The following is a 22,656-nucleotide window of genomic DNA, read 5'->3' as shown; positions in this document are numbered from 1 at the left end:
TTCGCCGAGAGAGGGCGGCTCAGCCTCCGAGCGACCAGCCGCCCTGCTTGACGAGCACGTGGCCGCGCTGCGTGCTCAGGCGAATCCACGGTCCGGAGGCGAACTGCTGCACGGGGTCCTCGCCGAGGAACCCGAGGGCCTCGGCTGCGAACGCGACACCCGCGGGAAGGTGGTCGTGACCCTCGAGCGGGCGGCCCCACACCTCCGAGCGCACGCGGTGCACGATCTGCTCCCCCGTGTTCTCAGGAATCGTCGCGGCGACCTCTTCGATGCCCGCACGAGCGGCGGCCGCGAGCGGCGCAGGGTCGAGGGGGGCCATCCGCTGCCAGCCCCCGCGGGGCGGCGAGATGCCGGCCCACACGACGGTGTGCACGGCGGTCGGCACGCGCACGACGACGGGGCCCTCCGCGGCAGACGTGAGCGCAGCATCCACTCTCGCCTGCAGCGACGCGATCGGCACGACCGCATCGAAGGAGCCGTCGAGCAGGGCGGTCGTGCGCAGGCCCAGCACGGTCGGGCCACGGTCGAGCAGGCCCTTGGGCGTGATGACGGCGACGTACATGGCCAGCACCCCCGAGTCGGCGATGAGGCGCACGGCCGCCGCATCGTCGAGGCGCGCGGCACGCCCGAGCAGCACGGCGAGATCCTGTGCAGCAGCGGCGGTGGGGAGGGTGAACGAGTCGTTCATCGCTCTCTAGACTACGACGGATGACTGATGCGCCTCGCGACCCCGTCGCCGACCTCCTCGCCGCCCTCACGCTCACCGACACGGGGGCGCGCACGAGCGAGGACATCTTCACCGCGCCGAGCCTGTGGACGCCGCAGCGGCGCGTATTCGGCGGCCAGGTCATGGCCCAGGCCGTGCTCTCGGCCATGCGCACGGTCGAGCCTGACCGCTTCATCCACTCCATGCACGGCTACTTCCTCCGGCCCGGCGACATCGACCAGCCGATCACGTTCTCGGTCGACCGCATCCACGACGGTCGCTCGTTCTCGACGCGCCGCACGCAGGCCTATCAGGACGGCCGCCCGATCCTGTCGATGATCGCGAGCTTCCAGGACGACGACCCCGGGCTCGAGCACCAGGCGGCGATGCCGATCGACGTGCCCGCGCCGGAATCGCTGCCGAGCGCCGCCGACATCCTCGGCGCCATCGATCACCCCGCCGCGCAGTACTGGGCGAAGGGCCGCCCCTTCGACATGCGCCACGTCGATACGCCCGTGTACCTGCACGCGAGCGGCGACCAGGTCGCGCACCAGGCCGTCTGGCTGAAGTGCCTCGAGCGCCTCCCGGACGACGAGAATCTGCACCGCGCCGCCCTCGCCTACGCGAGCGACTACTCGATCCTCGAGCCGATCCTGCGCCGGCACGGCCTCGGCTGGTCGACCCCGGGCCTCAAGATGGCGAGCCTCGACCACGCCATGTGGTGGCACCGCTTCGCCCGCGTCGACGAATGGCTGCTGTACGTGCAGGAATCCCCCAACGCGATCGGCGGGCGCGGCCTGTCGACGGGGCGCATCTTCACGCACGACGGGATGCTCGTGGCCTCGGTCGCGCAAGAGGGCATGGTGCGCGTGCCCGGCGTGCAGTAAGTCGCCGGCATGATCCCCGTCGACACGCTGCTCGCCTTCATGCTCGCCTCGCTCATCCTCATCGTCATTCCGGGCTCGAGCGTGCTCTTCGCGATCGGTCGCTCCCTCGCCCTCGGGCGCCGCGCGGGCGTCCTCAGCGTCGTCGGCAACACCCTCGGCACCGTTCCCGTGGTCGTCGCGGTCGCGTTCGGGGTGGGTGCGATCGTCACCTCGTCGGTCGTCGCCTTCACGATCATCAAATTGGCGGGTGCCGCCTACCTGGTCTGGTTGGGGGTGCAGGCGATCCGGCATCGGCATGCGCACGTGCAGACGGCGCCGCTCGCGCCAGCATCGTCGCTGAAGCTGGTGCGCGAAGGGTTCATCGTCGGGTTCACCAACCCCAAGACGATCGCGTTCTTCCTCGCCGTGCTGCCGCAGTTCGTCACCCCGGCGGCGGGCGCGCCGTGGGCGCAGATGCTGCTGCTCGGTGGCGTGTTCCTCACGATCGCCATCATCAGTGACAGCGCATGGGCCTACGCAGCGGGCACCGCCCGAGCATGGTTCGCACGGTCACCCCGGCGGCTCTCGACGCTGTCGGGCGTCGGCGGCGGATTGCTCATCGGTCTCGGCGGCACGCTTGCGTTCACCGCCCCCAGTAGCTGAGGTCAGTCGCGGAAGGCGATCGGCGTTTCGACGTAGGGCTGCCAGGCCTCGCGGGCCCCATCGCTCAGCTTGCGCGGGGACCCTGAGGCGCGATCCACGAGAACGATCGTCGTCGCCGCGCGCGTATAGAGCGTTCTGGGCTCGACACCGGGTGGGCTGAAGATCTCGTAGCAGACCTCGAGACTCGCGCCCCCGAGCCGGCCGATCCACAGTTCCACGTCGAGCGGTTCGCGGTGGAAGGGGATTGGTGCGAGGTACTCGATGCGCTGACCGGCGACGAGCGTTATCGACGGAGCACCAGGGCCGGTCTCCAGCACGGCGGTCGGCGCACCGCCCGCCGGGTCGCTCCAGAATGCCGCGATGCGTGCCTCCTCGAGGAGGGTGAGCATGCGCGCGTTGTTGACGTGCTCGTAGGCGTCCAGATCGCTCCAGCGCACGGGCACCGGCACGTGCAGTCGAGTCATGAGGTTCTCCTCTCCAGGGCGTTGCGGGCCGCCTTCAATCGCTCGAGGTCGTGCGGCAGGAGCGCGGAGGTGTCCGCACCTTCGACGACGCGATCCGCCGCCGCGAGCAGAGCGGCTCGCCTTTCGAGATCGGTCGTGCGCCTCAGCAGACGCCCGGCGCAGTCGAGCAGACGCTCGCCCACGACCGGTTGCGTCGAGGCATAGCCCCGCAGGGTGTCGATCGTGTCGACGACGAGCTCGATCCACGCGCGGCTCGACGCTCGCGTGCGCGCCACCCCGTCGTCGTCGACGAGCACCGGGTGGGGATCCGGCCGAGCCGCGGTCGGCGCGATGGCCGCGCTGAGCGCGTCGATGGCGTTGAGCGCCGTGTACGGGTCATTTACTCCCGGGCTCAGCGACCGGGCAGCGACGTCGACGAGCTGCCGCGCGAGGTGCTCCACATCCTGATACGGCGTGCGCTGGTCACCGATCGACACCCGGCCCACGGTCGCCCGGCACAGCTGCTCGAGCCGCTCCTCGGCCGTCGCCCGCTCGCGTTCAGCATCGTCGTGTTCGGCGTCGGCTTCCACGGTCACGAGGGCGATCACGTCGCCCCTGCAGACGAACGTCCCGGGGTGCACCAGCACGTCCACTCGTCCCTCGTGGCGCGTCGCGGCCGAGACCAGATCGTCGAGCGCGACGCTCGTCACGTATCCGTCCGCGTCGGCGAGCGCCTCGCGGGCGACGCCGCCGCTCGGCCACGAGTCCGCGGGCCGACGACGCGCATCCGCCGTCGCTGGATACTGGTCCGCGAGGCGACCCGCCAGCTCTCGGCGCACTCCCCCGGCGAGGTTGGCGATCTGGATGCCCGCACTGATGTGATGGATGAAGTAGATGAGCACGCACACGCCGACGAGGGCGAGGGCGAGACCCACCGTGACGGCGAGCTCCGGCACGAACGCCTCAGAGCCGGAGCGGATGCGCCGCAGCACCATGAGCGAGTAGAGCGAGCTCGACACGAGCACGGCGAGCACGAGCTGGTTTCCTCGGTCTGCCATGAAGTTCTGCACGAGTCGAGGACCGTACGCCGAGGAGGTGAGCGCCAGGACGGCGATCGTGATGGAGAACATCGTCGCCGCGGCCGACAGCATCGAGGTCGCGATCGCGGCGAGCAGACCCCGCGCTCCGTCCGGTCCCACGCCGAGCAGCGGCAGCCAGTCCCAGCCCGCCGACAGGTCGACCGCCACGAGCGCCTCAGCGAGCGCGAGGGCGAGCGCGATGAGCACGGCGGGGACGAACCAGAATGAGTCGCGAATGCGCGCGAGCCAGTAGGCGATGCGGTTCACGCCCTCCCCCTTCGATCGATCTGCCGGCACCCCCGGCGCGGGGTCAGTCGCGCGTGAGCTTGCGGTACGTCGAGCGGTGCGGCTTTGCGGCATCGGGGCCGAGGCGCTCGATCTTGTTCTCCTCATACGCCTCGAAGTTGCCCTCGAACCAGTGCCAGTAGCTCGGGTTCTCCTCCGTGCCCTCCCAGGCGAGGATGTGCGTCGCGATGCGGTCGAGGAACCACCGGTCGTGCGTGATGACCACCGCGCAGCCCGGGAATTCGAGCAGCGCATTCTCGAGACTGCCGAGCGTCTCCACGTCGAGGTCGTTGGTCGGCTCGTCAAGCAGCAGCAGGTTGCCGCCCTGCTTGAGGGTGAGCGCGAGGTTCAGGCGGTTGCGCTCACCGCCCGACAGCACGCCCGCCTTCTTCTGCTGGTCCGGCCCCTTGAAGCCGAACTGCGAGACGTATGCCCGAGACGGAATCTCCGTCTTGCCGACCTGGATGTAGTCGAGGCCGTCGCTCACGACCTCCCACAGGTTCTTGTTAGGGTCGATGCCGCCGCGGCTCTGGTCGACGTATGAGATGTCGACGGTGTCGCCGATCTTGAGGGTGCCGCCATCGAGCTCCTCGAATCCGACGATCGTCTTGAAGAGCGTCGTCTTGCCGACGCCGTTGGGGCCGATGATGCCGACGATGCCGTTGCGCGGGAGGGTGAAGGAGAGACTATCGATGAGGATGCGCTCGCCGAAGCCCTTCTTGAGCTTCGAAGCCTCGATCACCTGCGAGCCGAGTCGTGGGCCCACGGGGATCACGATCTCCTCGAAGTCGAGCTTGCGCGTCTTCTCGGCCTCCGTCGCCATCTCCTCATAGCGGGCGAGCCGGGCCTTCGACTTGGCCTGCCGACCCTTCGCATTCGAGCGCACCCAGTCGAGCTCGCTCGCGAGGCGCTTGGCGAGCTTGGCGTCCTTCTTGCCCTGCACCTCCAGACGCGCGGCCTTCTTCTCGAGGTACGTCGAGTAGTTGCCCTCGTAGGGGTAGAGGCGGCCACGGTCGACCTCGGCGATCCACTCGGCGACGTGGTCGAGGAAGTACCGGTCGTGCGTGATGGCAATGACGGCGCCCGGGTACTTCTGCAGGTGCTGCTCGAGCCACAGCACGCTCTCGGCATCGAGGTGGTTGGTGGGCTCGTCGAGCAGGAGCAGATCGGGCTTCTCGAGCAGGAGCTTGCAGAGCGCGACGCGACGCTTCTCTCCACCACTGAGGTGGGAGATCATCTCGTCGCCGGGCGGGCAGCGCAGAGCATCCATGGCCTGCTCCAGCTGGCTGTCGAGATCCCAGCCGTTCGCGGCGTCGATCTCCTCCTGCAGCGTGCCCATCTCGGCCATGAGAGCATCGAAGTCAGCCTCGGGGTCGGCCATCGCGAGCGAGATCTCGTTGAAGCGGGCGAGCTTGTCGCTCAGCTCGCGCACGCCGTCCTGCACGTTCTCGAGCACCGTCTTCGACTCGTCGAGCTCGGGCTCCTGCATGAGGATGCCGACCGAGTAGCCGGGGCTCAGCCGCGCCTCGCCGTTCGAGGGCTGGTCGAGACCCGCCATGATCTTGATGATCGTCGACTTGCCCGCGCCGTTGGGGCCGACCATACCGATCTTGGCGCCGGGGAAGAACGACATCGTGACGTCGTCGAGAATGAGCTTCTCCCCGACCGTCTTGCGGGCTCGGACCATGGTGTAGATGAATTCGGCCATAGCTACCAGTCTATGGAGAGCGTGCGGCCGACGAGGCACCGACCGGTGCTCAGGGCAGCCGCATCGTCGGCGACGACGGCGCCGTCGGCCACCTGGCCCAGCAGGCAGTCCTCGCCCCAGCGCACGGCCACGAGGATCGAGTCGGCCTGCAGGCCCGTCGGGGTCGTGTCGGCGGTCACCTCCATGGCGGCCTTGTCGAAGCCCGAGGAGACGAGCTCGTCGACGAGCTCGCGGCTGGAGGGCGCACCGTTCTGGGCAAGAAGTGCTTCGAGGCGGAAGACGAAGTAGTCGAGGTTCTCGGCGGCGGTGCCGCCCTCCACGAACTCGGGAACCACCCCGGGCGTGACACGAGGCTGCTCGACCGGATCGACGGGAGCGTCGCTCGAGGGGGTGGGAATCGGGTCGCGTTCGGCGGCACAGCCGGCAAGGGCGAGGCCGCCGACGAGGATGCCCGCCGCGAGCGTCACGACTCGGAGGCTGCGCGGCGACGGGCGCGAGAGCATCCCGAACCTCCGTGATCTGCCTGCGGCGACGAGGCCGCGTCGCGACCCGAGGGCCAGTCTACGCAGGCCGCGTTCGGTAATCGAACACGCCCCACGGGCAACGGTTGCGAGCATCTCGCAGGCTGGAGCAGACTCATGTCAACGCAAGCGGTTGGTGATCGGGGGATCACCGGGGGACCGCGAACCGTGGCAGCGTTTCGGCCCGTTCGGGTCGGGCCAGAAGCGCTGAGACAAGTGCCGGTGGCCTCTGATCTCTTCGGGTGAGATCAGAGGCCACCGCCTTCTCGACCAGAACGCTCGTCAGGCACGTCGAACCGGGTCGGCCTACACTCCCTCTCGGCGAAGGGAGACGCATGCGAAGCCTCACGGTTCGCGACGCTCTCGGCGGTCCCTGGGCCTCGCACTGGCTCGTCTGGGTGAGCCTCTACCCGCCGACGACTCTGCTCGTCCTCCTGCGCGAGACCGTCACGCCCTTCCCGGAGTGGTGGTGGCCGCTCCTCTCGGCGACCGTGCAGCACCTCGTGGTCGGCGTCGTCATCGCCCTCGGCGCGGCGCTCGGCCGTCGCCGGCACGCTGTGCTGCCGCTGGCCGTCGCGGGTTCCATCTGGGGCGTCGCGGCGATCGTTCGCGGTGTTATCGGGGGCGCGGTCGCGGGTAGCGTCGCCGGCGTCGACCCCGAGTACGTGTTCCGCATCATCACGTGGCTGGTCGCGAGCACACTCTGGGTGCCGGTGTTCGTCTACACGCTCGCGCAGTTCGATCGGCGGCGCCTGCTGCTCGGTTCGCTCGACGCGGCTCGACGCGAGCTCGACAGTGCGCGAGACATGACCGCCGAGTCGGCCGACGACGTGCAGCGCAGGCTCCGGGAGTCGGTGCGGCAGACGCTGCAGCCCGTTCTCGACGACTTGCAGGGGAGCCTGTCGAACTCGCGCGAGTCGCTGTCGCGTCGTCGTCTGGAGGAGTTGAGCGCTCAATTGAGCCGCGTGCACGATGAGGTCGCGGCGGTGGTCGACGCCGCGGGCAACGGCAGCGGCAGCGGCAGCGGCGAGAGAACGGACTCCGGCGAGCGGGCGTCGGTGCGGCGCGCCTTCGACGTTCGGCCGGGCAGGCCCGCGCTCACCGCCCTGCTCGTGACGGTCGCCACCATCACGCTCATCGTCCCCGATGCATGGCGCGTTTTCGGGCACCTCGCGGCCATCGAGGTCGTCGTGGCTACCGTGGTCGCCGGCCTCTTCCTCGGCGTCGGGCCCGCCATCGCGCTGCGCACGGGTCATCGCGTCTCGGTCTTTCCGGGGCAGGCCGTGACCGTCGTCTCCCTCGTCTTCGCGCTCGGTGCCATGACCCAGATCATGCTCGCGAGCGGGATCGATCCGATCACCTGGCACGGACTCCTCATCGCCCCGCTCATCGCCGTGTCGCTCATCCTCGCGAGCGTCGTGTTCGCCCTCGCCTCGGCGCTCTTCCGCATCAACGAGGAGGCGGGGCAGCTGATCTCCGAGACCCGCGCCACGATCGAGGCTCTCACGGCCGAGAACGATGAGGTTCGAGAGCGGGAGGGCCGACGCCTCGCCATCCTGATGCACGGCCCGATCCAGGGGCGGCTCGCTGCGTGCGTCATGGCGCTCAACTTCCACACGACTGCCGCGCCCGACCCGGCCGACGAAGACCGCGTCCCCGCGATGCTGGACTCGATCCTGGCGCACCTCACCGATGTCTCCGCCGATCTCGTCGCGCTCGCATCGCTCGACGACCGCGCGGCAACCCCCGAACAGGGGTAGTTCTCCCTCTATAGACGGGCCCCGTAGCGCCATCATGGCGCTTAGACTTGCGCGCATGGCTGACCCGGAGCCGACCGACATCGTCGTCCTCGTCGCGGACGACGACGCCCTCGTGCGATCGGTCCTGCGCATGGCGCTCGCCTCGCGGGGGCTCGCCGTGGTCGAGTCCTCCGACGTCGAGGAGACTGGCCGTGCAGCACAGGCGCAGGCCTTGCACCTGGCGGTGCTCGATGTCAACATGCCGGGAGGCTCCGTGCTCGACGCGGTCGCTGCGCTGCGCGCCTCGCACGCGCACCTGCCGGTGCTCGTGCTGAGCGGCGACATGTCTGCCCCCGCAGAGTTGGACAACGCCGACTACGAGTTCGCGCGCAAGCCCATCGAACTCGACGACTTCCTGGAGCGTGTGGAACGCCTCCTCTCTCCGACGCGCAACGGCAGCCGGCCATGACGTCGCCGCTGCGCGACCCGGCGGTTCTCGCGGCCGTGCTCGACAGTGCGATCGCGGACCTCGCCGACATCGCGTTCGTGGTCGACATCGAGGGCACGGTCATCGCGGCGAACAAGACTCTGCTGGCGCGGTCCGGTCTCTCACGCGACGATGCCATGGGGCAGTCGTTTCTCGACATCATCCATGGCGAAGACCGCACGATCACCAGCGAGCACCTGAATCGCGCACTGCAGGGCGAGGTGGCGGCGTTCCGCATCGTGAGGACGCTCAACGAGGAAGCCCAGTACGTCTCCGACGTCACGCTGCACCCCGTGCGCGACGGTGACGACGTCGTGGCAGTGCTCGGCACCGCCCGTGACGTCACCGAGGCCGTCACCGTGGCCCGCGAGCGGGAGTCTGCGGAAGAGCTCCTGCAGATCGCCGGCCGCATGGCGGGGTTCGGTGGCTGGTCGATGGATGCGACCGACCGGGTCCTGCGGCTTTCCGACGAAGCGCGCACGATTCTCGCGATCGCGCCCGACGCGGAGATCGTGCTCGGCGCGCTGCTCGACGCACAACCTTCTCGCACGCGTGACGAGCTGAGGGGAGCCATGCGCGAATGCCTAGAGGAAGGCCGGGGCTTCGATCTGCAGCTGAACATCGTGACGATCACCGGCTCGCAGGTCGTCGCGCGCATCCTCGGCAGACCAGAACGTGACCACACGGGGGCGGTCGCGCGCGCTCTCGGCGCCATCTGGGACGTGACCGAGGTCGAGGCGGAGAAGGCCAAGCTCGTGGAGTTGGAGGAGCGCTTGACGATTGCGCTCAACACCATCAGCGACGGCATCATGTTCCTCGACCGCGACTGGATATTCACGTTCGCCAACCCTCGAGCACTCGAGCTCACCGGGAAGTCGGAAGCTGAACTGCTCGGGAAGTCGTACTGGGAGGCCTTCCCCGAATCGGAAGGGTCCGAGTGGGAGCAGACATACCGTCGCGCCCTCGAGACGGGTGCTCGCCAACAGGTGAGATCGCTGGACGAGAACCGTGACACGTGGTTCGACATCACCGCGTATCCCACAGCGTCGGGGCTCGCACTGTACGTGCGCGATGTGACCGAGGACGAGCTCACACGCCAGCGCATGGTCGCGAACCAGCGCCGTCTTTCCGACCAAGCCAGATTGCTCGACGCCTCGCGGGACTCGATGATCGTTCGCGGACTAGATCACCGGGTCCAGTACTGGAATCGCGCCGCGACCGAGCTGTACGGGTGGGACGCTGGCGAGGCCATCGGGCAGCCGATCACCGCGCTCATCTTCGACGACACGACCGCCTTCGACAATGCCACCGCTGCGGTTCTGCGAGATGGCTTCTGGAGCGGAGCTCTCGAGCAAAGAGATCGGAACGGCCGGCCGCTCGTTGTGGACAGTCGTTGGCAGCTCGTGCTGGACGAGAGCGGCGAGCCCTCCGCGATCTTCGCCGTGAACAGCGACATCACCGAGCAGCAGAAGGCGGAGGAGGCGCGCCTGCGGGCGCAGCGCATGGAGAGTCTCGGAACGCTCGCCGGAGGGATCGCGCACGATCTCAACAACGTGCTCACGCCCATTCTCATGTCGGTTCAGCTCCTCACACGCCGTGCGCACGACAGCGACGAGCGTCAGATACTCGACGGCATGGAGGCTGCCGTCAAGCGAGGCGCTGACATGATTCGCCAGGTGCTCGCCTTCGCCCGGGGCGTGGAGGGTCGACGCATCCGTGTCACCATCAGCGACCTGCTCGACGATCTCATCGTCTACGCGCGCAATGCGTTGCCGAAGGAGATCACCGTCACGATCGAGCACGATGTCGCCGACGGAGACACGATGGGCGACCCCACGCAGCTGCTCCAGGTGCTCATCAATCTCGTCACGAACGCCAAGGACGCCATGCCCGAGGGCGGCCAGGTGCGCATCAGGGCCCGCCGTGTCTCCATCGATGAGCAATACAGGTCAGTCAGCCACTCCGCATCGCCCGGTGAATACCTCACGATCGAGGTCGAGGATGACGGATTCGGCATGCCGCCGGACGTCGTCGCCAAGGTCTTCGAGCCGTTCTTCACGACGAAGGAGCCCGGCCGCGGAACGGGGCTCGGGCTCGCGAGTTCGCTCGCCATCGTGCGCAGCCACGGAGGCTTCATGCAGGTGTACAGCGAGGAGGGCAATGGGACGAAGTTCCAGGTGGCTCTGCCCGTCGCGGAAGGCGGTGAGGTGTCGCGACCTCCCGAGATCGCAGTCGAGGAGCGCGCTCCTCGCGGCGGAGGCGAGCTCATCCTCGTCGTCGACGACGAACCGATGATCGTTAAGGTGACGACGCAGACGCTAGAGTCTCACGGCTACCGCGTGGTCACGGCACGGAACGGGCAGGAGGCGATCGACCTCGTCGATCGGGGAGAGCACGATATCGACCTCGTGCTCACCGACATGATGATGCCCGTCATGGATGGTGCGGCGGCGAGCGCGTACCTCGAGCATCACCATCCCGAGATACCCATCGTCGCCATGAGCGGGCTCAACTCCCACGGATCGGCGAAGCGCGCTGTCGGCATGGGCATTGCCCGCTTCCTGCCGAAGCCGTTCACCACGAGCCTTCTCCTCACAACCGTTGCTGAGACCTTGCGCGGTATCCCGCTCGACCTAGAACTGGAGCACGAGCTGTGACCGATTCCGAGAGCCGCGCTCTGCGGGTAGTCGTCGCCGACGACGACCCCTTCACCCTCTCACTCGTCACGGGCGGGCTCGAAGCGCAAGGCTTCGACGTGACCTCAGCGACGAGCGCTGAGGAGGCCCTCAGCGCCGTCGCCCGCGTCGACCCTCACGCGCTCGTGAGCGACCTCAACTTCGGGCCGGGCCGGACGGGTGCCGCACTCCTCGATCGTGTCGCCGAAGAGTTCCCCTGGATCGGGCTCGTCGTACTGACCTCGCACCGCTCCCCCGAGCTTGCCGTGCCCAACCCCGAGCTCATACCGGCGAGCGTCGTCTACCTCGTGAAATCGCAACTGAGCCGCGTCGACGAGCTCGCCGGCGCCGTTCACCGGGCGATCAGCGGCCAGATCGACGCAGACGTGGTGCGTGACGACGACGATGTGCCCACCGTGACCGCCGCGCAGGCGGAGGTGCTGCGCATGCTCGCCGAGGGTGCGTCGACGCGCGCGCTCGCCGAGCACCGAGGGACGACGGTGCGCGCGGTGGAGACGATGCTCAATCGCCTCTTCCTCGCGCTGGGCCTCGACACGGGCGAGAACGCGAGCCCCCGGGTCGCCGCGGTCACCCTGTGGCAGCGCGGAGGCATCCGCGTGCGTCGGGCGGGCGACTGATCCGAGGGCCCAGCATTATCGGCAGTACCTAGAACGGGGTCGCGGCAAGCGCATCCTGCCCGCTCTGGTCTGCTGACTCCTCGGCGGGCGACGCATCCTCCTCGGTCGGCCCCTGGGCGGTCCCGTCACTCGACTCCGAAGGGTCATCACGCGTCGTGCTCTTGGCGATGACGCTGCGCGTGAAGGTCGCGCGGCCCCAGGTGAGGTCGTGCCCGATCGCTTCGGCGTCGATCTCGATCGACGTGCCCGACTTCTCGTCTGTTTCCCAGTCGCGGATGCGCACGCGCCCCGTGACGATCACGCGCTGCCCCTTCTCGAGCGAGGTCGCCACGTGAGTGCCGAGCTGCCGGAAGGCGGTCACGGTGTACCAGTTCGTGTCGCCGTCGATCCAGGCGTTCTGGCCGCGGTCGAAGCGGCGCTGGTTCGAGGCGAGGCGAAAACTCGTGATCGTGAGCCCCTCGCTCGTGACGATATGACGAGGGTTCGTCGCGACGAGCCCCGTGAGCGTGATGGTGTCGGTCATGGTGTCCTCCGGTCTGCCAGTGGTGGGCGAGACGCCGGACGGTTCGTGCCGGAAGAGCGCCCGGCGTCTCGTACCGGAGAGTGTGGTGGGTCGGGAACCATGCAGAGAGGAGACGCAGCGGCCTGCGGAGGCACGACCGCCACGCGCAACCTGGGGAGGAACGGCCGGGCGGGACCGTCGAGACGCGCCCTAGACTGGGGCGATGTCGAACCACACGCCGGATCGACACGTCGATGGTGATGCCCCCAGCCCGGTCGACTGGTCCGCGACCCCCGAGCAGGTGCGCTCCTCGATCGAGCAGTTTCCGCACCCGGTGGTGCTCGTCACCCCGGACTGGCGCATCAGCTTCGCCAATGCCGCCGCCATCGCGCAGTCCGGTGTTCCGACCCACGTCCTGACACGCGACACCATCTGGGAGATCTACCCCGAGCTCGCCACGGAAGCCTTCCGTCCCGCGCACGAACGAGCGATGCACGAACGTGAGTCCGCGAACGTGAGGGCTTTCAGCGACCACTACCAAGCATGGTTCGAGATCACGGTCCACCCGATCGACGGCGGCATCGCCAGCTATCTGCGAGATGTCACGCGAGACCAGCTCACGCGCCTCAAGCTCGAGGAGAGCATCCGGAGCCTTCGAGAGCAGGCGGCCCTCCTCGATGCCACGCGCGATGCGATGATCGTGCGCGACCTGGATCACACGATCCGCTACTGGAACAGTGGGGCCAGCGCGATGTACGGCTGGAGTGCCGATGAGGCCGTCGGCCGTTCGGCACGAGACATGCTGTATCACGACGTGCGCGAGTTCGACTCGAGCTGCACCGCGGTGCTGCGCGACGGCTACTGGTCAGGGGAGATCCGTGAGCGCGCGCAGGACAACCGTCTCATCGTCGGAGATGGACGATGGCATCTGCTGCGGGATGACGAGGGTGACCCCATCGGCATCTTCACGGTGACGTCGGACATCACCGACTTTCGGCGCGTGGAAGACATGCGCGAGCGCGCGCAACGCATGGAGAGCCTCGGCACTCTCGCCGGCGGCATCGCCCACGACCTCAACAACGTGCTCACACCGCTCCTCCTCGCTACCCAGGTGCTGCTCGCCGACGACCGCAGCGACCGCGATCGGGAGATGCTGACCACCATCGAGAAGAGCGCACGGCGAGGCGCCACGATGATCCGTCAGATGCTGACGTTCGCCCGTGGAGTGGATGTCGAGCGTGCGCCCATCGACCTCGCCGATCTGCTCGCCGAGGCGCACCGATTCGCGCGCGACACCCTGCCGGACTCGGTCGACATACTCGTGCGGCACGAGGCGCGCCACGGCGCGCTCGGCAGCACCACCCACCTCATGCAGGTGGTGCAGAACCTCATCCTCAACGCCCGCGACGCCATGCCCGACGGCGGCACCTTGACGCTCGCCACGCACAGCGGCTCGCCGCACGAGCCGCCCGAGCATGACCCCCTGCCGCACGCGGTGCTGGAGAAGGACCACGTGGCGCTCTCCATCATCGATAGCGGCGTCGGCATGACTCCCGAGATCGTCGAGCGGCTGTGGGAGCCCTTCTTCACCACCAAGCCACTCGGCGAAGGCACGGGGTTGGGCCTGCCGACCTCCGCCGCGATCATCGAGAGCCACGACGGCCGAATATCCGTGCGCACCGAGCCAGGGAGGGGTACGCGATTCGATATCGTCCTCCCCGCGGCCGAGCTCGCCCCCGCCTCAGCGGAGCGCGATGATGATGCCGTGCCGGGCCACGGTGAGACGATCCTCGTCGTCGACGACGAGCCCCTCATCCTGGCCACCACGGCGGAGGCGCTGCAGGCCCACGACTACCGCGTGCTGACCACGAACGACGGGCACGAGGCGCTGCGCATCCTCCGCGACGACGGTCACCGCATCGATCTGGTCTTGACCGACATGATGATGCCGGGATTCGACGGGGCCTCCCTCGCCGCGCATATCGCCGCGTCACCCCACGACATCCCCGTGCTCACCGCGAGCGGACTCGCCGCAGGCGCCGAGCTCATGCCGAGCGCCACGAGCGGCATCACCGCATTCCTCGCCAAGCCGTACACGGTGCCGACCCTGCTCGGCGCGGTGCGGCTCGCCCTCGACGGCACCGCGTGATGCTGCGCGAGCGTGTCGCCTAGTGCTCCGTGAAGTCGGGTCGCTCAGCACCCGGCCCCAGCGCGGCGTGCAGCGCGCGCTTGGCGACGTCGAGCGATTCGTACGGCCCGCGCCGGGCATCCTCACCGGGCAGTGACACGTAGAAATCGTCACCGCTGCGCTGAACGGAGCCGACGGCTCCCGCGGGGCCGTGCGCGGCCCACGTCTGGTCGATCTCGATCGGTGTGCTCATGGTGCGCTCCCTTCGGTCGATGGACGCCTCGTGGTGCGAGATACGAAAATACGCCTGAAGGCGGGCGCCTGTCGAGGGCGCCGAGGAGTCTCTCAGCGCGCCTTCACGTACGGCGCGTAGGCCTTGCGCACCTTGTTGACCTTCGGCAGGGCGACCGCGAGGCAGTACCCCTGGCCGGGGTTCATCGCGAAGAAGTCCTGGTGGTAGTCCTCGGCGATGATGTAGCGGCCGAGCGGCGAGATCTCCGTCACGATGCCGCCATCCCAGATCTCGGATGCGCGGTCGCGGGCCGCCTCGAACAGCACCTTCTGCTCCTCATCACCGTAGAACATCGCCGAGCGGTACTGCGTGCCCACATCGTTGCCCTGCCGGTTCAACTGGCGAGGGTCGTGGAGCGTGAAGAAGATGTCGAGGATGACGTCGGCGGGCACGACATCGGGGTCGAAGGTCACGGCAACAGCCTCGGCGTGCCCCGTCGAGCCCGTGCAGACGAGTTCGTAGGTGGGGTTCTCGACGTGACCGCCCGTGTAGCCCGAGACGACGTCGGAGACGCCCTCGATCGTGCGGTAGACGGCGTCGAGGCACCAGAAGCAGCCTCCGGCGAGGTGGAATGTGCGCATGGAGCGAGTGTACGACCGTCGCCCGTGCACGGGCCGAGCGCTCCCCGGTCGTACGCTGGACGCATGCCCACCGAACACACGCCGTACGCCGCCGCCGATGACCGCTACGACCAGCTCGAGTACGCCCGCGTCGGGCGCAGCGGCCTGAAGCTTCCGCGCATCTCGCTGGGGCTGTGGAACAACTTCGGCGACGACAAGCCGATCGAGACGCAGCGCGCGATCCTGCGCCGCGCCTTCGACCGCGGCGTGACGCACTTCGACCTCGCCAACAACTACGGCCCGCCCGCCGGCAGCGCCGAGAGCAACTTCGGCCGCATCCTCGCAGAGGATTTCCTGCCGTACCGCGACGAGCTCGTCATCTCGTCGAAGGCCGGCTACTTCATGTGGGAGGGGCCCTACGGCGAGTGGGGCTCGCGCAAGTACCTGCTGAACTCCCTCGACGCGAGCCTCAGCCGCCTCGGACTCGACCATGTGGACATCTTCTACTCGCACCGCCCCGACCCTGACACCCCGCTCGAGGAGACCATGGGGGCGCTCGCCACCGCGGTCACGAGCGGCAAGGCGCTCTACGTCGGCATCTCGAACTACGACGCTGATCAGACGCGCGAGGCGCACCGCATTCTCGGCGAGCTCGGCATCCCGCTCCTCATCCATCAGCCCCGCTACAACATGTTCGACCGGCGCATGGAGGACGGGCTCCTGGATGCTCTGGCCGACCTCGAACTGGGCAGCATCGTGTTCTCCCCCCTCGCGCAGGGCCTGCTCACCAACCGATACCTCGACGGCATTCCCGCCGACTCGCGTGCCGCCGAGGGTCGCTGGATCTCGAGCGACACCATCGACGACACGTATCTCGAGCGTGCACGGGCCCTCCACGCCATCGCGGAGGGCCGCGGCCAGTCGCTCGCGCAGATGTCGCTGTTGTGGGTGCTGCGGCATCCCCAGGTGACAAGCGCGCTCATCGGCGCGAGCAGCGTGCGCCAGCTCGACGACAGCCTCGACGCCCTCCGCGGCGCGGCGCTGAGCGACGACGAGATCGCGGCGATCGAGCCGCACGCCGTGCACGGCACCGGCACCCGGTAGCCCGACGGTGGGATACGTCTACGCACTGCTCGCTGCGGTGCTGTTCGGCGCGAACGGCAGCGTCACCAAGCTCATCATGGAGGCGGGGCTGACCCCCGCGCAGGTGACGCAGTTCCGCCTCGTGGGTGCCGCGCTCATCGCTGGCGCTGTGCTGCTGGCGATCGACCGTCGCGCCTTCCGGATGCCCCGCCGGCAATGGCCGATCATGATCGTGCTCGGCGTCGTCGGTGTCGCCTTCCTGCAGGGAACCTACGCAGCCGCCGTGCAGCTGCTGCCGGTCGGCATCGCTCTGCTGCTCGAGTACCTGGCGGTGCTCCTCGTCGCCCTCGTGGCGTTCTTCTTCTTCCGCGAGAAGGTCAAGGCGCGGCTGTGGGCCGCGATCGGCCTGGTGCTCGTGGGGCTCGCCGTCGTCGCTCAAGTGTGGGCGAGCACGCTCGACGCCCTCGGCGTGCTCTTCGGCCTCGCGGCCGCGATCTGCCTCGCCACCTACTTCCTCGTGGGCGAGAAGCAGGTCGTGCGCACCTCGCCGCTCGCCGTTTCGTTCTGGACGATGTCGTTCGCCGCGATCTTCTGGGCGTTCGTGAGCGGCTGGTGGCAGCTCGACCCGACGGTGTTCACGGCTCCCGTGGACCTCGGCGGCCAGGGTGCGGAGCTTCTCGTACCGATGTGGCTGCCGCTCGCCTGGAACGTCGCGCTCGGGTCGTTCGCCCCCTTCATGCTGAGCCTCGCCTCGCTGCGGTACCTGACGGCGACAGCGGCGGGCATCGTCGCCTCCTCAGAAGTGGTCTTCGCCTTCGCCGTCGCATGGCTGTGGCTCGGCGAGACCCTCGGGCTCGTGCAGATCGTCGGCGCCGCGGTCGTGCTCGCGGGGATCATCCTCGCTCAGACGGCCCGCAGCACGAAGACGGTCGTCGACGCCGATCTGGCCCTCAATACGGGGCCGATCACGACCGTCGACGTATCCCCTCGCTGATCTTTCGTCAGCTCGGGGCTCGCCACGACCCCCGTTCGGGGGTACAGTGCAGGGCATGACATGGGGGAACGACGTCGTCCAATGGTGGGCCTCAGACGAGGGCTGGCGCGTGCTCACGGGGGCGATCATCCCGGGGCTGGCGATTCTGGTGGCCGGGGTGATCGCGGCGCTCATCGCGCGCGGCTCCACGAAGCGGCTGCTGAAGCACCATGATCGGGATGCTCTCACCAGCGCCGTCGGAGCGTTCGTGCTCGCCGGGCGCACCGCCGCCGCGTGGCACGACCACAGCGACACGGAGCGCCGACACGTCGACGAACTCATCTCAGAGGCCGAGACGCGCCTGCGCCTCCTGCCCATACCCGGCGCTGCTCTCGCCGCGAACTGGGCGACCCACCAGCTCGAGTCGATGAAGGGGCACTCCTCGGGCTTCCGCTTCCAAGCGCAGCAGACCCTCGGCGACTACCGGGATGCGCTCATCGCCTGGTCGCAGAAGCCGCGCGCGGCCAAGAAGCTCTTCGGCGCCGACCTCGAGCGGTGGCGCTACGAAACCGACGAGACCGCCGAACCGCCCGCGGAGGCGCCCTCTGTCCCCGCTTCTGCCTATGCTTCTGCCTCTGCCTCTTCTTCTGCCGAGGCAGCGCCGGAACCCTCGCCCTTGACGACCCCGCCCTCTGCGTCGGTGTTGCCCGAACCGCCCGCCACGACGGGCCCCGTGCGCGACCCGGCCCTGGCGGCGGCCCTCGCGGCGGCGCCCCCGCCGAGCACCCGCACGGCAGCGAGCCCCGCGATCGTCGACGACGCGGAGGACGCCCCGCGCCCGATGGCCGCGTCGGTCGTGCGCGAGCGCATCGACTCGACCGACCACGACTAGAGCGCGAGCGAGCCGCCTGGCCGCGATCGCCCGCACGGCACCGTCACGACGGCTCCGTACCGCGCCCGCAGCAGGCGGGTCATCCGAACGATTCAGACGGTGCTGCGCCGACCGCGCACGAGGAGAACGAGCGAGCCGAGGGCCACGAACGCGGCGCCGAGCCACCCGACCGTCGTCGCGTTCGACACACCGGTGGCCGCGAGCTCGCTGCCCAGCTCGTCTGCCTGCAACTCGACGGCACCCGCGTCTCGGAGGCCATCGCGCGGCTCGCCGCGCTGGTCCTCGTCGGGAGTGTCGGAGACCGGCGAGAAACCAGCCGCCGCGTCGACGGCCGAGAAGACCGAGGCCACCTCCGCTGACGTCACATCGAGGAAGTCCTCGACGGGCACGATGTCCACTGCCGGGCTTCCGGGAATCAAGAGGACGGTGTCAGTCGCGCCGCCGTTGGCGGCGAGCGATGCTCCTGGGCCGAAGATCTGCGCGACCGACTGGCCGAAGAGCGTCGACGAGGCCGCGGTGCCGATCGCGACCTCCGTCGCCTGCGATGTGCTGAAGACGTTGCCGCCCCGGTCTTCCCACGTTCCGTCCTCGATAGCGCCCAGCTGCGGGAACGACCGCGAACCGGCGAAGATATTCCCCACGATGAAGCTGGAGTCGATGTCGTCCTCATAGACGAGGACGGCGTCACCACGTTCGCCCTCATCCGACGTGTTCGCTTCGTTGTCGAGGAAGGTCGAGAGGCCGATCTGCGCGTACGCGGAGGTGATCGCCCCGCCGATGCCAGCCGCCGAGTTCTCCACGAACGTCGAGTTGAGCACGTAGGCGAGTCCGTAGCTCGAGATCGCGCCGCCGTCCTCCTCCGCAGTGTTCCCGACGAACGTCGACCCGAGAGACGCGCTGTAGTCCTGCGCGACAACCGCTCCACCGACGAACGCATCGTTGCCGACGAAAGTCGACTCGAACTGCGCCGAGCCGGCAGCGTAGAGCGCACCGCCGAAGAAGGCACTGTTGTCGCTGAACGTCGAGCCGACAGCGATGACGTCCTCGCCGTAGATCGCGCCGCCAAAGTCGTCGGCGCTGTTGTCGGTGAAGGTCGAGCCCTCGATGATCGCGAAGCCTGAGCCGTCGTGGTAGATCGCCCCACCGTCGTCGGAAGCGACGTTGCCCTCGAAGCGAGAGTCGTAGACCTCGATGTCGCCCTCCACGTACACGGCACCGCCGTCGACGCCGCTACCGTTCAGGACAGCGAGGTTCTGCAGGACAAGGTCGGCTCCAGCCGACCCGGCGAGGATCTGGGTGGCGTTGTCGCCATCCAACTGCGCGCCCGCGAGACCAAAGAGAGTCAGTTCGTGGTCGAACGTGAGGGGCGTCGAGAGCGTGAAGGCACCTGCGAGGCAGACGATCGCGGTGTCGGCATCCAGCAGCACCTGAATGTCGGCCGCGTCGTCACCCGGCGCGGTGACCGTGTTGCCGGTATCGCAATCGTCGGCGGTCGCGGCGATCGCGGGTGTCACCCCGACAGAGCCCAGCCCCACGACGAGACCGCTCGAGGCGATCGCGGCGGCCGTGCGCGTGACGCGCCGACGGCGGAAGGCGGGGGGCACTGCCACGGTCTCAGGGGCATTCTCGGGCACGGCGGGGGCTCCTCAAAGGAATGTCGTCACGCGCGCATAGGGAGAAGCGCGCCCGGGCGTGCTCCACACCCTACAGTTGATCCGATAACTTTTCACGACCTCATCAACCGGAGAGCCGAAATGTTCGCACCTCTGCGGTTCCTCACGCAGCAGGCAGCTGAGAGGCCGGATGCGCCTGCGCTCATCGGCGTCGATACCCGGTGGAGCTTCGCCGAGCTCGACCGGGCCGTTGCGGCTGTCGCAGGCCGGCTTCGCGACCTCGGTGTCGTGCCGCGCCAACTGGTCGCGACAGACCTCAAACCGGCCGACGACTGGATCGTCACCCTGGCGCTCCTGCGCATCGCCACGCGGACCGTCTCGCTCACCGGGACGGGTTCCGCCGTGAGCATGATCCCGGATGTGCTTCTCTCCCGACCCGGGAGCCGCGTGGTGCACGCCGCCACCGTAATCACGGTGGACGGGCTGTGGATCGAGCAGGTGATCGCCGTGGCGGACGAGACGCAGGGTGTGCCGATCGTGCTCTATCCGCGCGCCGACAGCATCTGCCGTGTCATCCTCACGAGCGGCACGACCGGCAATCCGCGAGCGGCTGAGCTCTCGGTGCGCGCCGTCGAGCACCGACTCAAGCACCTGCCCGACTACTGGACCGACGCGCGGCCCGAGGTCAACCTCATGTCGTTGTCGACGACCGGAGGCTTCCATACGGCGCTCGCGGCGCTGCAGCACGGCACCCCGTACATCACCGTGGACCCGGCCGACGCACGGTTCGCCCGGGCGACCGCCGGGGTCTCCGTTCAGGTGCTCTGCGGCTCGCCCGTGCAGATCGGCCAGACTCTGCGCTTGCTGCGCGAACGCGATCACTCGCTTCCCGACCTCCGCGAAGTGCGCACGGCCGGAGGCGCCGCGACCCCCACCCTGCTCGAGACGATCGCGTCGCAACTCGCCGTACCCGTCCGCGGCGTCTACGGGTCGACCGAGGGTGGCGGCGTCGCCACGCGCATGCTGCACTCGGGAGGGGATCCCGCCGACGTGGGCACCGCGATCAGCGGCATCGACCTCGAGATCGTCGACGAGCACGGCGCGACTCTCCCCCCGGGCGAGGAGGGCGACATCCGCTACCGCGGACAGGGACTCGCGAGCGGCTACGCGGGAGACGATTCTGACGGCTCCTTCCGCGCTGGCTGGTTCTCGCCCGGCGATCAGGGTCACCTCACGAGCGAGGGCGCACTCGTCCTTCACGGCCGTACCGCTGAGATCGTCAACGTCGGCGGTGTGAAGGTCGACCCGGCCGCCGTGGATGCCGCCGTCGACGGGTTTCCCGGCGTGATCGATGCCGGAACGTTCCTCATCGAGCAGGTGCCGGGCGTTCCCGAGCTCGGGCTCGCGATCGTCGCCGAGGCGAGCTGTGATCTGCGAGCGCTAGACCGCCTGCTGCGCCAGCGACTGCCCGGCAAGCACCCGACGGTGTTCGGCCAGGTCTCGGTGATCCCTCGCAACCGCATGGGCAAAGTCGAGCGGACGCGCCTCACCGCAGAGTTCCGACGCCGACTGGGGCTGGACTGAGCTACGACGCGTGCGCAGCTCGCAGCGCCGCCACGAGCAGCCGGAACGACAGGCGCGGCGCCGCGAGCTGGTTGATCGTCCCGACGGCGTAGAGACCGCTCACCGGTTCCGCGAACATCACGTGCCCTGTCATGCCCGCGTGACCGAGCAGCACCCCCGGCCGCGGAAGCCGGGTGAGGAGGCGCGGCAGACTGAGTGCCATCATGCCCACCCCGTACGTCACGCGGGGGAACAGGGGCAGACGGTCGGCAGTCGCGAGAGAGAGCATGCGCGGGTCGAGGATCTCGCCCTCGAACACCGCGCGGAGGAATCGCATCGTGTCGGCCGTCGTCGAGACGAGCGCACCCTCAGCCCCGAGGGAGGCGAGGCGTCGGGCTCCCCGGTAGGGCTGGGAGCCGTGCAGCAGCGGCGAGGCGGCGTCGAAGAGCTCGAGCGATGACGGCGTCAGGAGCGCCGTGTCGGTCACGCCGAGAGGGTCGAGCAGCTCGCGACGCAGCGCGACCTCGAGCGGGCATCCCGCGATCGTCTCGATGAGCCGGCCGACCAGTTGGTAGTTCGTGAAGCTGTACTGGGCGCGACCGCTGTGCGGCGCGAAGGGTGCGTTCATGCCGCGCGCGATCTCGAGCGTCTCGTCGAAGCTCCACCCCGGGTCTGCCGCGGTGACCGCCGCGATATCGCTGCGCGGGTCGAGCGCCTTCGCCGCGTAGTAGTTGGGAATGCCTGAGGTGTGGGCCAGCACATCGCGAACGGTGATGTCCTCAGCATGGTCGCGGCCTCCGAAGCGGTTGAGATCCTCCAGGTCGGTACGGGGCAGGATGCTCACGAGAGGCTGCTCGAGCGTCAGATCCCCTGCGGCGATCCGACGCAGCACGAGCACCGCGGCGAAGGTCTTGGTGCTGCTGGCAATCGCGTTCTTCGCGCGTGAACCGGGCGCTGCCCAGCCGTAGTCGAGTGTTCCTGAGCGGTCGGCGACGCGCAGCTTCAGCTCGCTGACACGCGGGTCGCGGTCGAGTCTCTCGCACACCGCGTCGAGTCTCTCGTGTCGTGATCGCACCCCGCGACGCTACCGCGAGACCTGCTCTACGCGCCCCCGGCAGGATGTCGAACCTGCGACCAAGAGATGAGAAGGCACCGCGAGATCTGCTCTACGCGCCCCCGGCAGGAGTCGAACCTGCGACCAAGAGATGAGAAGGCACCGCGAGATCTGCTCTACGCGCCC

21 protein-coding genes are annotated in these 22,656 nt (G+C 68.7%); 11 read left to right on the top strand and 10 right to left on the bottom strand.

All coding sequences use genetic code 11. From position 1 onward, the window contains the following. Positions 1–19: 19 nt before the first annotated feature. Positions 20–688, bottom strand: a complete 669-nt coding sequence (locus FK219_RS09015; protein WP_152583787.1) for a hypothetical protein — start codon at positions 686–688, stop codon at positions 20–22. 20 nt (positions 689–708) lie between these two features. Between FK219_RS09015 and FK219_RS09010 the strand changes: the two genes are divergently transcribed. Next, positions 709–1,593, top strand: coding sequence for an acyl-CoA thioesterase (locus tag FK219_RS09010; RefSeq protein WP_152583786.1), 885 nt, complete (start codon positions 709–711; stop codon positions 1,591–1,593). Between the two features lie 9 nt (positions 1,594–1,602). Next, positions 1,603–2,235, top strand: coding sequence for a LysE family translocator (locus tag FK219_RS09005; protein WP_152583785.1), 633 nt, complete (start codon positions 1,603–1,605; stop codon positions 2,233–2,235). A gap of 2 nt (positions 2,236–2,237) precedes the next feature. Here the strand turns inward: FK219_RS09005 and FK219_RS09000 are convergent, their stop codons facing one another. The 4 genes from FK219_RS09000 to FK219_RS08985 are packed head-to-tail and all read right to left on the bottom strand — an operon-like array spanning position 2,238 to position 6,217. Next, positions 2,238–2,699 carry an acyl-CoA thioesterase gene (locus FK219_RS09000; RefSeq protein WP_152583784.1) on the bottom strand — a complete coding sequence of 154 codons (462 nt, stop codon included), beginning with the start codon at positions 2,697–2,699 and terminating at the stop codon, positions 2,238–2,240. Further along, positions 2,696–4,024, bottom strand: a complete 1,329-nt coding sequence (locus FK219_RS08995; RefSeq protein WP_165638091.1) for a DUF2254 domain-containing protein — start codon at positions 4,022–4,024, stop codon at positions 2,696–2,698. The genes FK219_RS09000 and FK219_RS08995 overlap by 4 nt, the downstream gene beginning before the upstream one ends. A gap of 43 nt (positions 4,025–4,067) precedes the next feature. Next, complete coding sequence (gene ettA, locus FK219_RS08990) at positions 4,068–5,750, bottom strand: energy-dependent translational throttle protein EttA (protein ID WP_152583782.1); 1,683 nt, start codon at positions 5,748–5,750, stop codon at positions 4,068–4,070. A gap of 2 nt (positions 5,751–5,752) precedes the next feature. Further along, positions 5,753–6,217: a DUF6993 domain-containing protein gene (locus FK219_RS08985; protein WP_152583781.1), complete on the bottom strand. Its 465-nt coding sequence runs from the start codon at positions 6,215–6,217 to the stop codon at positions 5,753–5,755. A 389-nt stretch (positions 6,218–6,606) separates the two neighbouring features. Here FK219_RS08985 and FK219_RS08980 point away from each other — a divergent pair, with 389 nt between their 5' ends. From FK219_RS08980 to FK219_RS08965, 4 genes are all read left to right on the top strand, one after another. Further along, positions 6,607–8,031: a hypothetical protein gene (locus tag FK219_RS08980; RefSeq protein WP_152583780.1), complete on the top strand. Its 1,425-nt coding sequence runs from the start codon at positions 6,607–6,609 to the stop codon at positions 8,029–8,031. 130 nt (positions 8,032–8,161) lie between these two features. Beyond that, positions 8,162–8,479 (top strand): response regulator, encoded by a 318-nt coding sequence (locus FK219_RS08975; RefSeq protein ID WP_407941907.1) that lies wholly within the window; start codon positions 8,162–8,164, stop codon positions 8,477–8,479. Beyond that, entirely contained in the window at positions 8,476–11,154 is a 2,679-nt protein-coding gene (locus tag FK219_RS08970) for a hybrid sensor histidine kinase/response regulator (protein ID WP_152583778.1), read from the top strand. Before FK219_RS08975 ends, FK219_RS08970 begins: the two co-directional genes overlap by 4 nt. Continuing rightward, on the top strand, positions 11,151–11,810 hold the full coding sequence (locus FK219_RS08965; protein WP_152583777.1) for a response regulator: 660 nt from the start codon (positions 11,151–11,153) through the stop codon (positions 11,808–11,810). The genes FK219_RS08970 and FK219_RS08965 overlap by 4 nt, the downstream gene beginning before the upstream one ends. 28 nt (positions 11,811–11,838) lie before the next feature. Here FK219_RS08965 and ssb read toward each other — a convergent pair whose 3' ends face one another. After that, positions 11,839–12,333, bottom strand: coding sequence for a single-stranded DNA-binding protein (gene ssb, locus FK219_RS08960; RefSeq protein WP_152583776.1), 495 nt, complete (start codon positions 12,331–12,333; stop codon positions 11,839–11,841). Between the two features lie 202 nt (positions 12,334–12,535). Between ssb and FK219_RS08955 the strand changes: the two genes are divergently transcribed. Beyond that, complete coding sequence (locus tag FK219_RS08955; protein ID WP_152583775.1) at positions 12,536–14,461, top strand: hybrid sensor histidine kinase/response regulator; 1,926 nt, start codon at positions 12,536–12,538, stop codon at positions 14,459–14,461. A 19-nt stretch (positions 14,462–14,480) separates the two neighbouring features. Here the strand turns inward: FK219_RS08955 and FK219_RS08950 are convergent, their stop codons facing one another. Both FK219_RS08950 and msrA read right to left on the bottom strand, forming a co-directional pair. Beyond that, a complete protein-coding gene (locus FK219_RS08950) occupies positions 14,481–14,693 on the bottom strand; it encodes a methyltransferase (RefSeq protein ID WP_152583774.1) in 213 nt (70 codons plus the stop codon). A 92-nt stretch (positions 14,694–14,785) separates the two neighbouring features. Then, positions 14,786–15,313 carry a peptide-methionine (S)-S-oxide reductase MsrA gene (gene msrA / locus FK219_RS08945; protein WP_152583773.1) on the bottom strand — a complete coding sequence of 176 codons (528 nt, stop codon included), beginning with the start codon at positions 15,311–15,313 and terminating at the stop codon, positions 14,786–14,788. A gap of 63 nt (positions 15,314–15,376) precedes the next feature. On the opposite strand from msrA, the gene FK219_RS08940 reads away from it, so the two are divergent. The 3 genes from FK219_RS08940 to FK219_RS08930 are packed head-to-tail and all read left to right on the top strand — an operon-like array spanning position 15,377 to position 18,240. After that, the gene (locus FK219_RS08940) at positions 15,377–16,396 is read left to right on the top strand and encodes an aldo/keto reductase (protein ID WP_152583772.1); all 1,020 of its coding nucleotides are present in this window, start codon (positions 15,377–15,379) and stop codon (positions 16,394–16,396) included. Positions 16,397–16,403: 7 nt separating this feature from the next. Then, on the top strand, positions 16,404–17,369 hold the full coding sequence (locus FK219_RS14150; protein WP_152583771.1) for an EamA family transporter: 966 nt from the start codon (positions 16,404–16,406) through the stop codon (positions 17,367–17,369). A 55-nt stretch (positions 17,370–17,424) separates the two neighbouring features. Then, positions 17,425–18,240 (top strand): hypothetical protein, encoded by an 816-nt coding sequence (locus FK219_RS08930; RefSeq protein WP_152583770.1) that lies wholly within the window; start codon positions 17,425–17,427, stop codon positions 18,238–18,240. 92 nt (positions 18,241–18,332) lie between these two features. Here FK219_RS08930 and FK219_RS08925 read toward each other — a convergent pair whose 3' ends face one another. Continuing rightward, on the bottom strand, positions 18,333–19,874 hold the full coding sequence (locus tag FK219_RS08925; RefSeq protein ID WP_152583769.1) for an LPXTG cell wall anchor domain-containing protein: 1,542 nt from the start codon (positions 19,872–19,874) through the stop codon (positions 18,333–18,335). A 120-nt stretch (positions 19,875–19,994) separates the two neighbouring features. On the opposite strand from FK219_RS08925, the gene FK219_RS08920 reads away from it, so the two are divergent. After that, the gene (locus FK219_RS08920; RefSeq protein ID WP_152583768.1) at positions 19,995–21,437 is read left to right on the top strand and encodes a class I adenylate-forming enzyme family protein; all 1,443 of its coding nucleotides are present in this window, start codon (positions 19,995–19,997) and stop codon (positions 21,435–21,437) included. Position 21,438: 1 nt separating this feature from the next. Here FK219_RS08920 and FK219_RS08915 read toward each other — a convergent pair whose 3' ends face one another. Next, positions 21,439–22,461: a serine hydrolase domain-containing protein gene (locus FK219_RS08915; protein ID WP_165638089.1), complete on the bottom strand. Its 1,023-nt coding sequence runs from the start codon at positions 22,459–22,461 to the stop codon at positions 21,439–21,441. Between the last annotated feature and the right edge of the window lie 195 nt (positions 22,462–22,656).

This window comes from Microcella pacifica (assembly GCF_009371975.2).
Taxonomy (GTDB): Bacteria; Actinomycetota; Actinomycetes; order Actinomycetales; family Microbacteriaceae; genus Microcella; species Microcella pacifica.
This window is presented reverse-complemented; position numbering and strand designations above follow the sequence as displayed.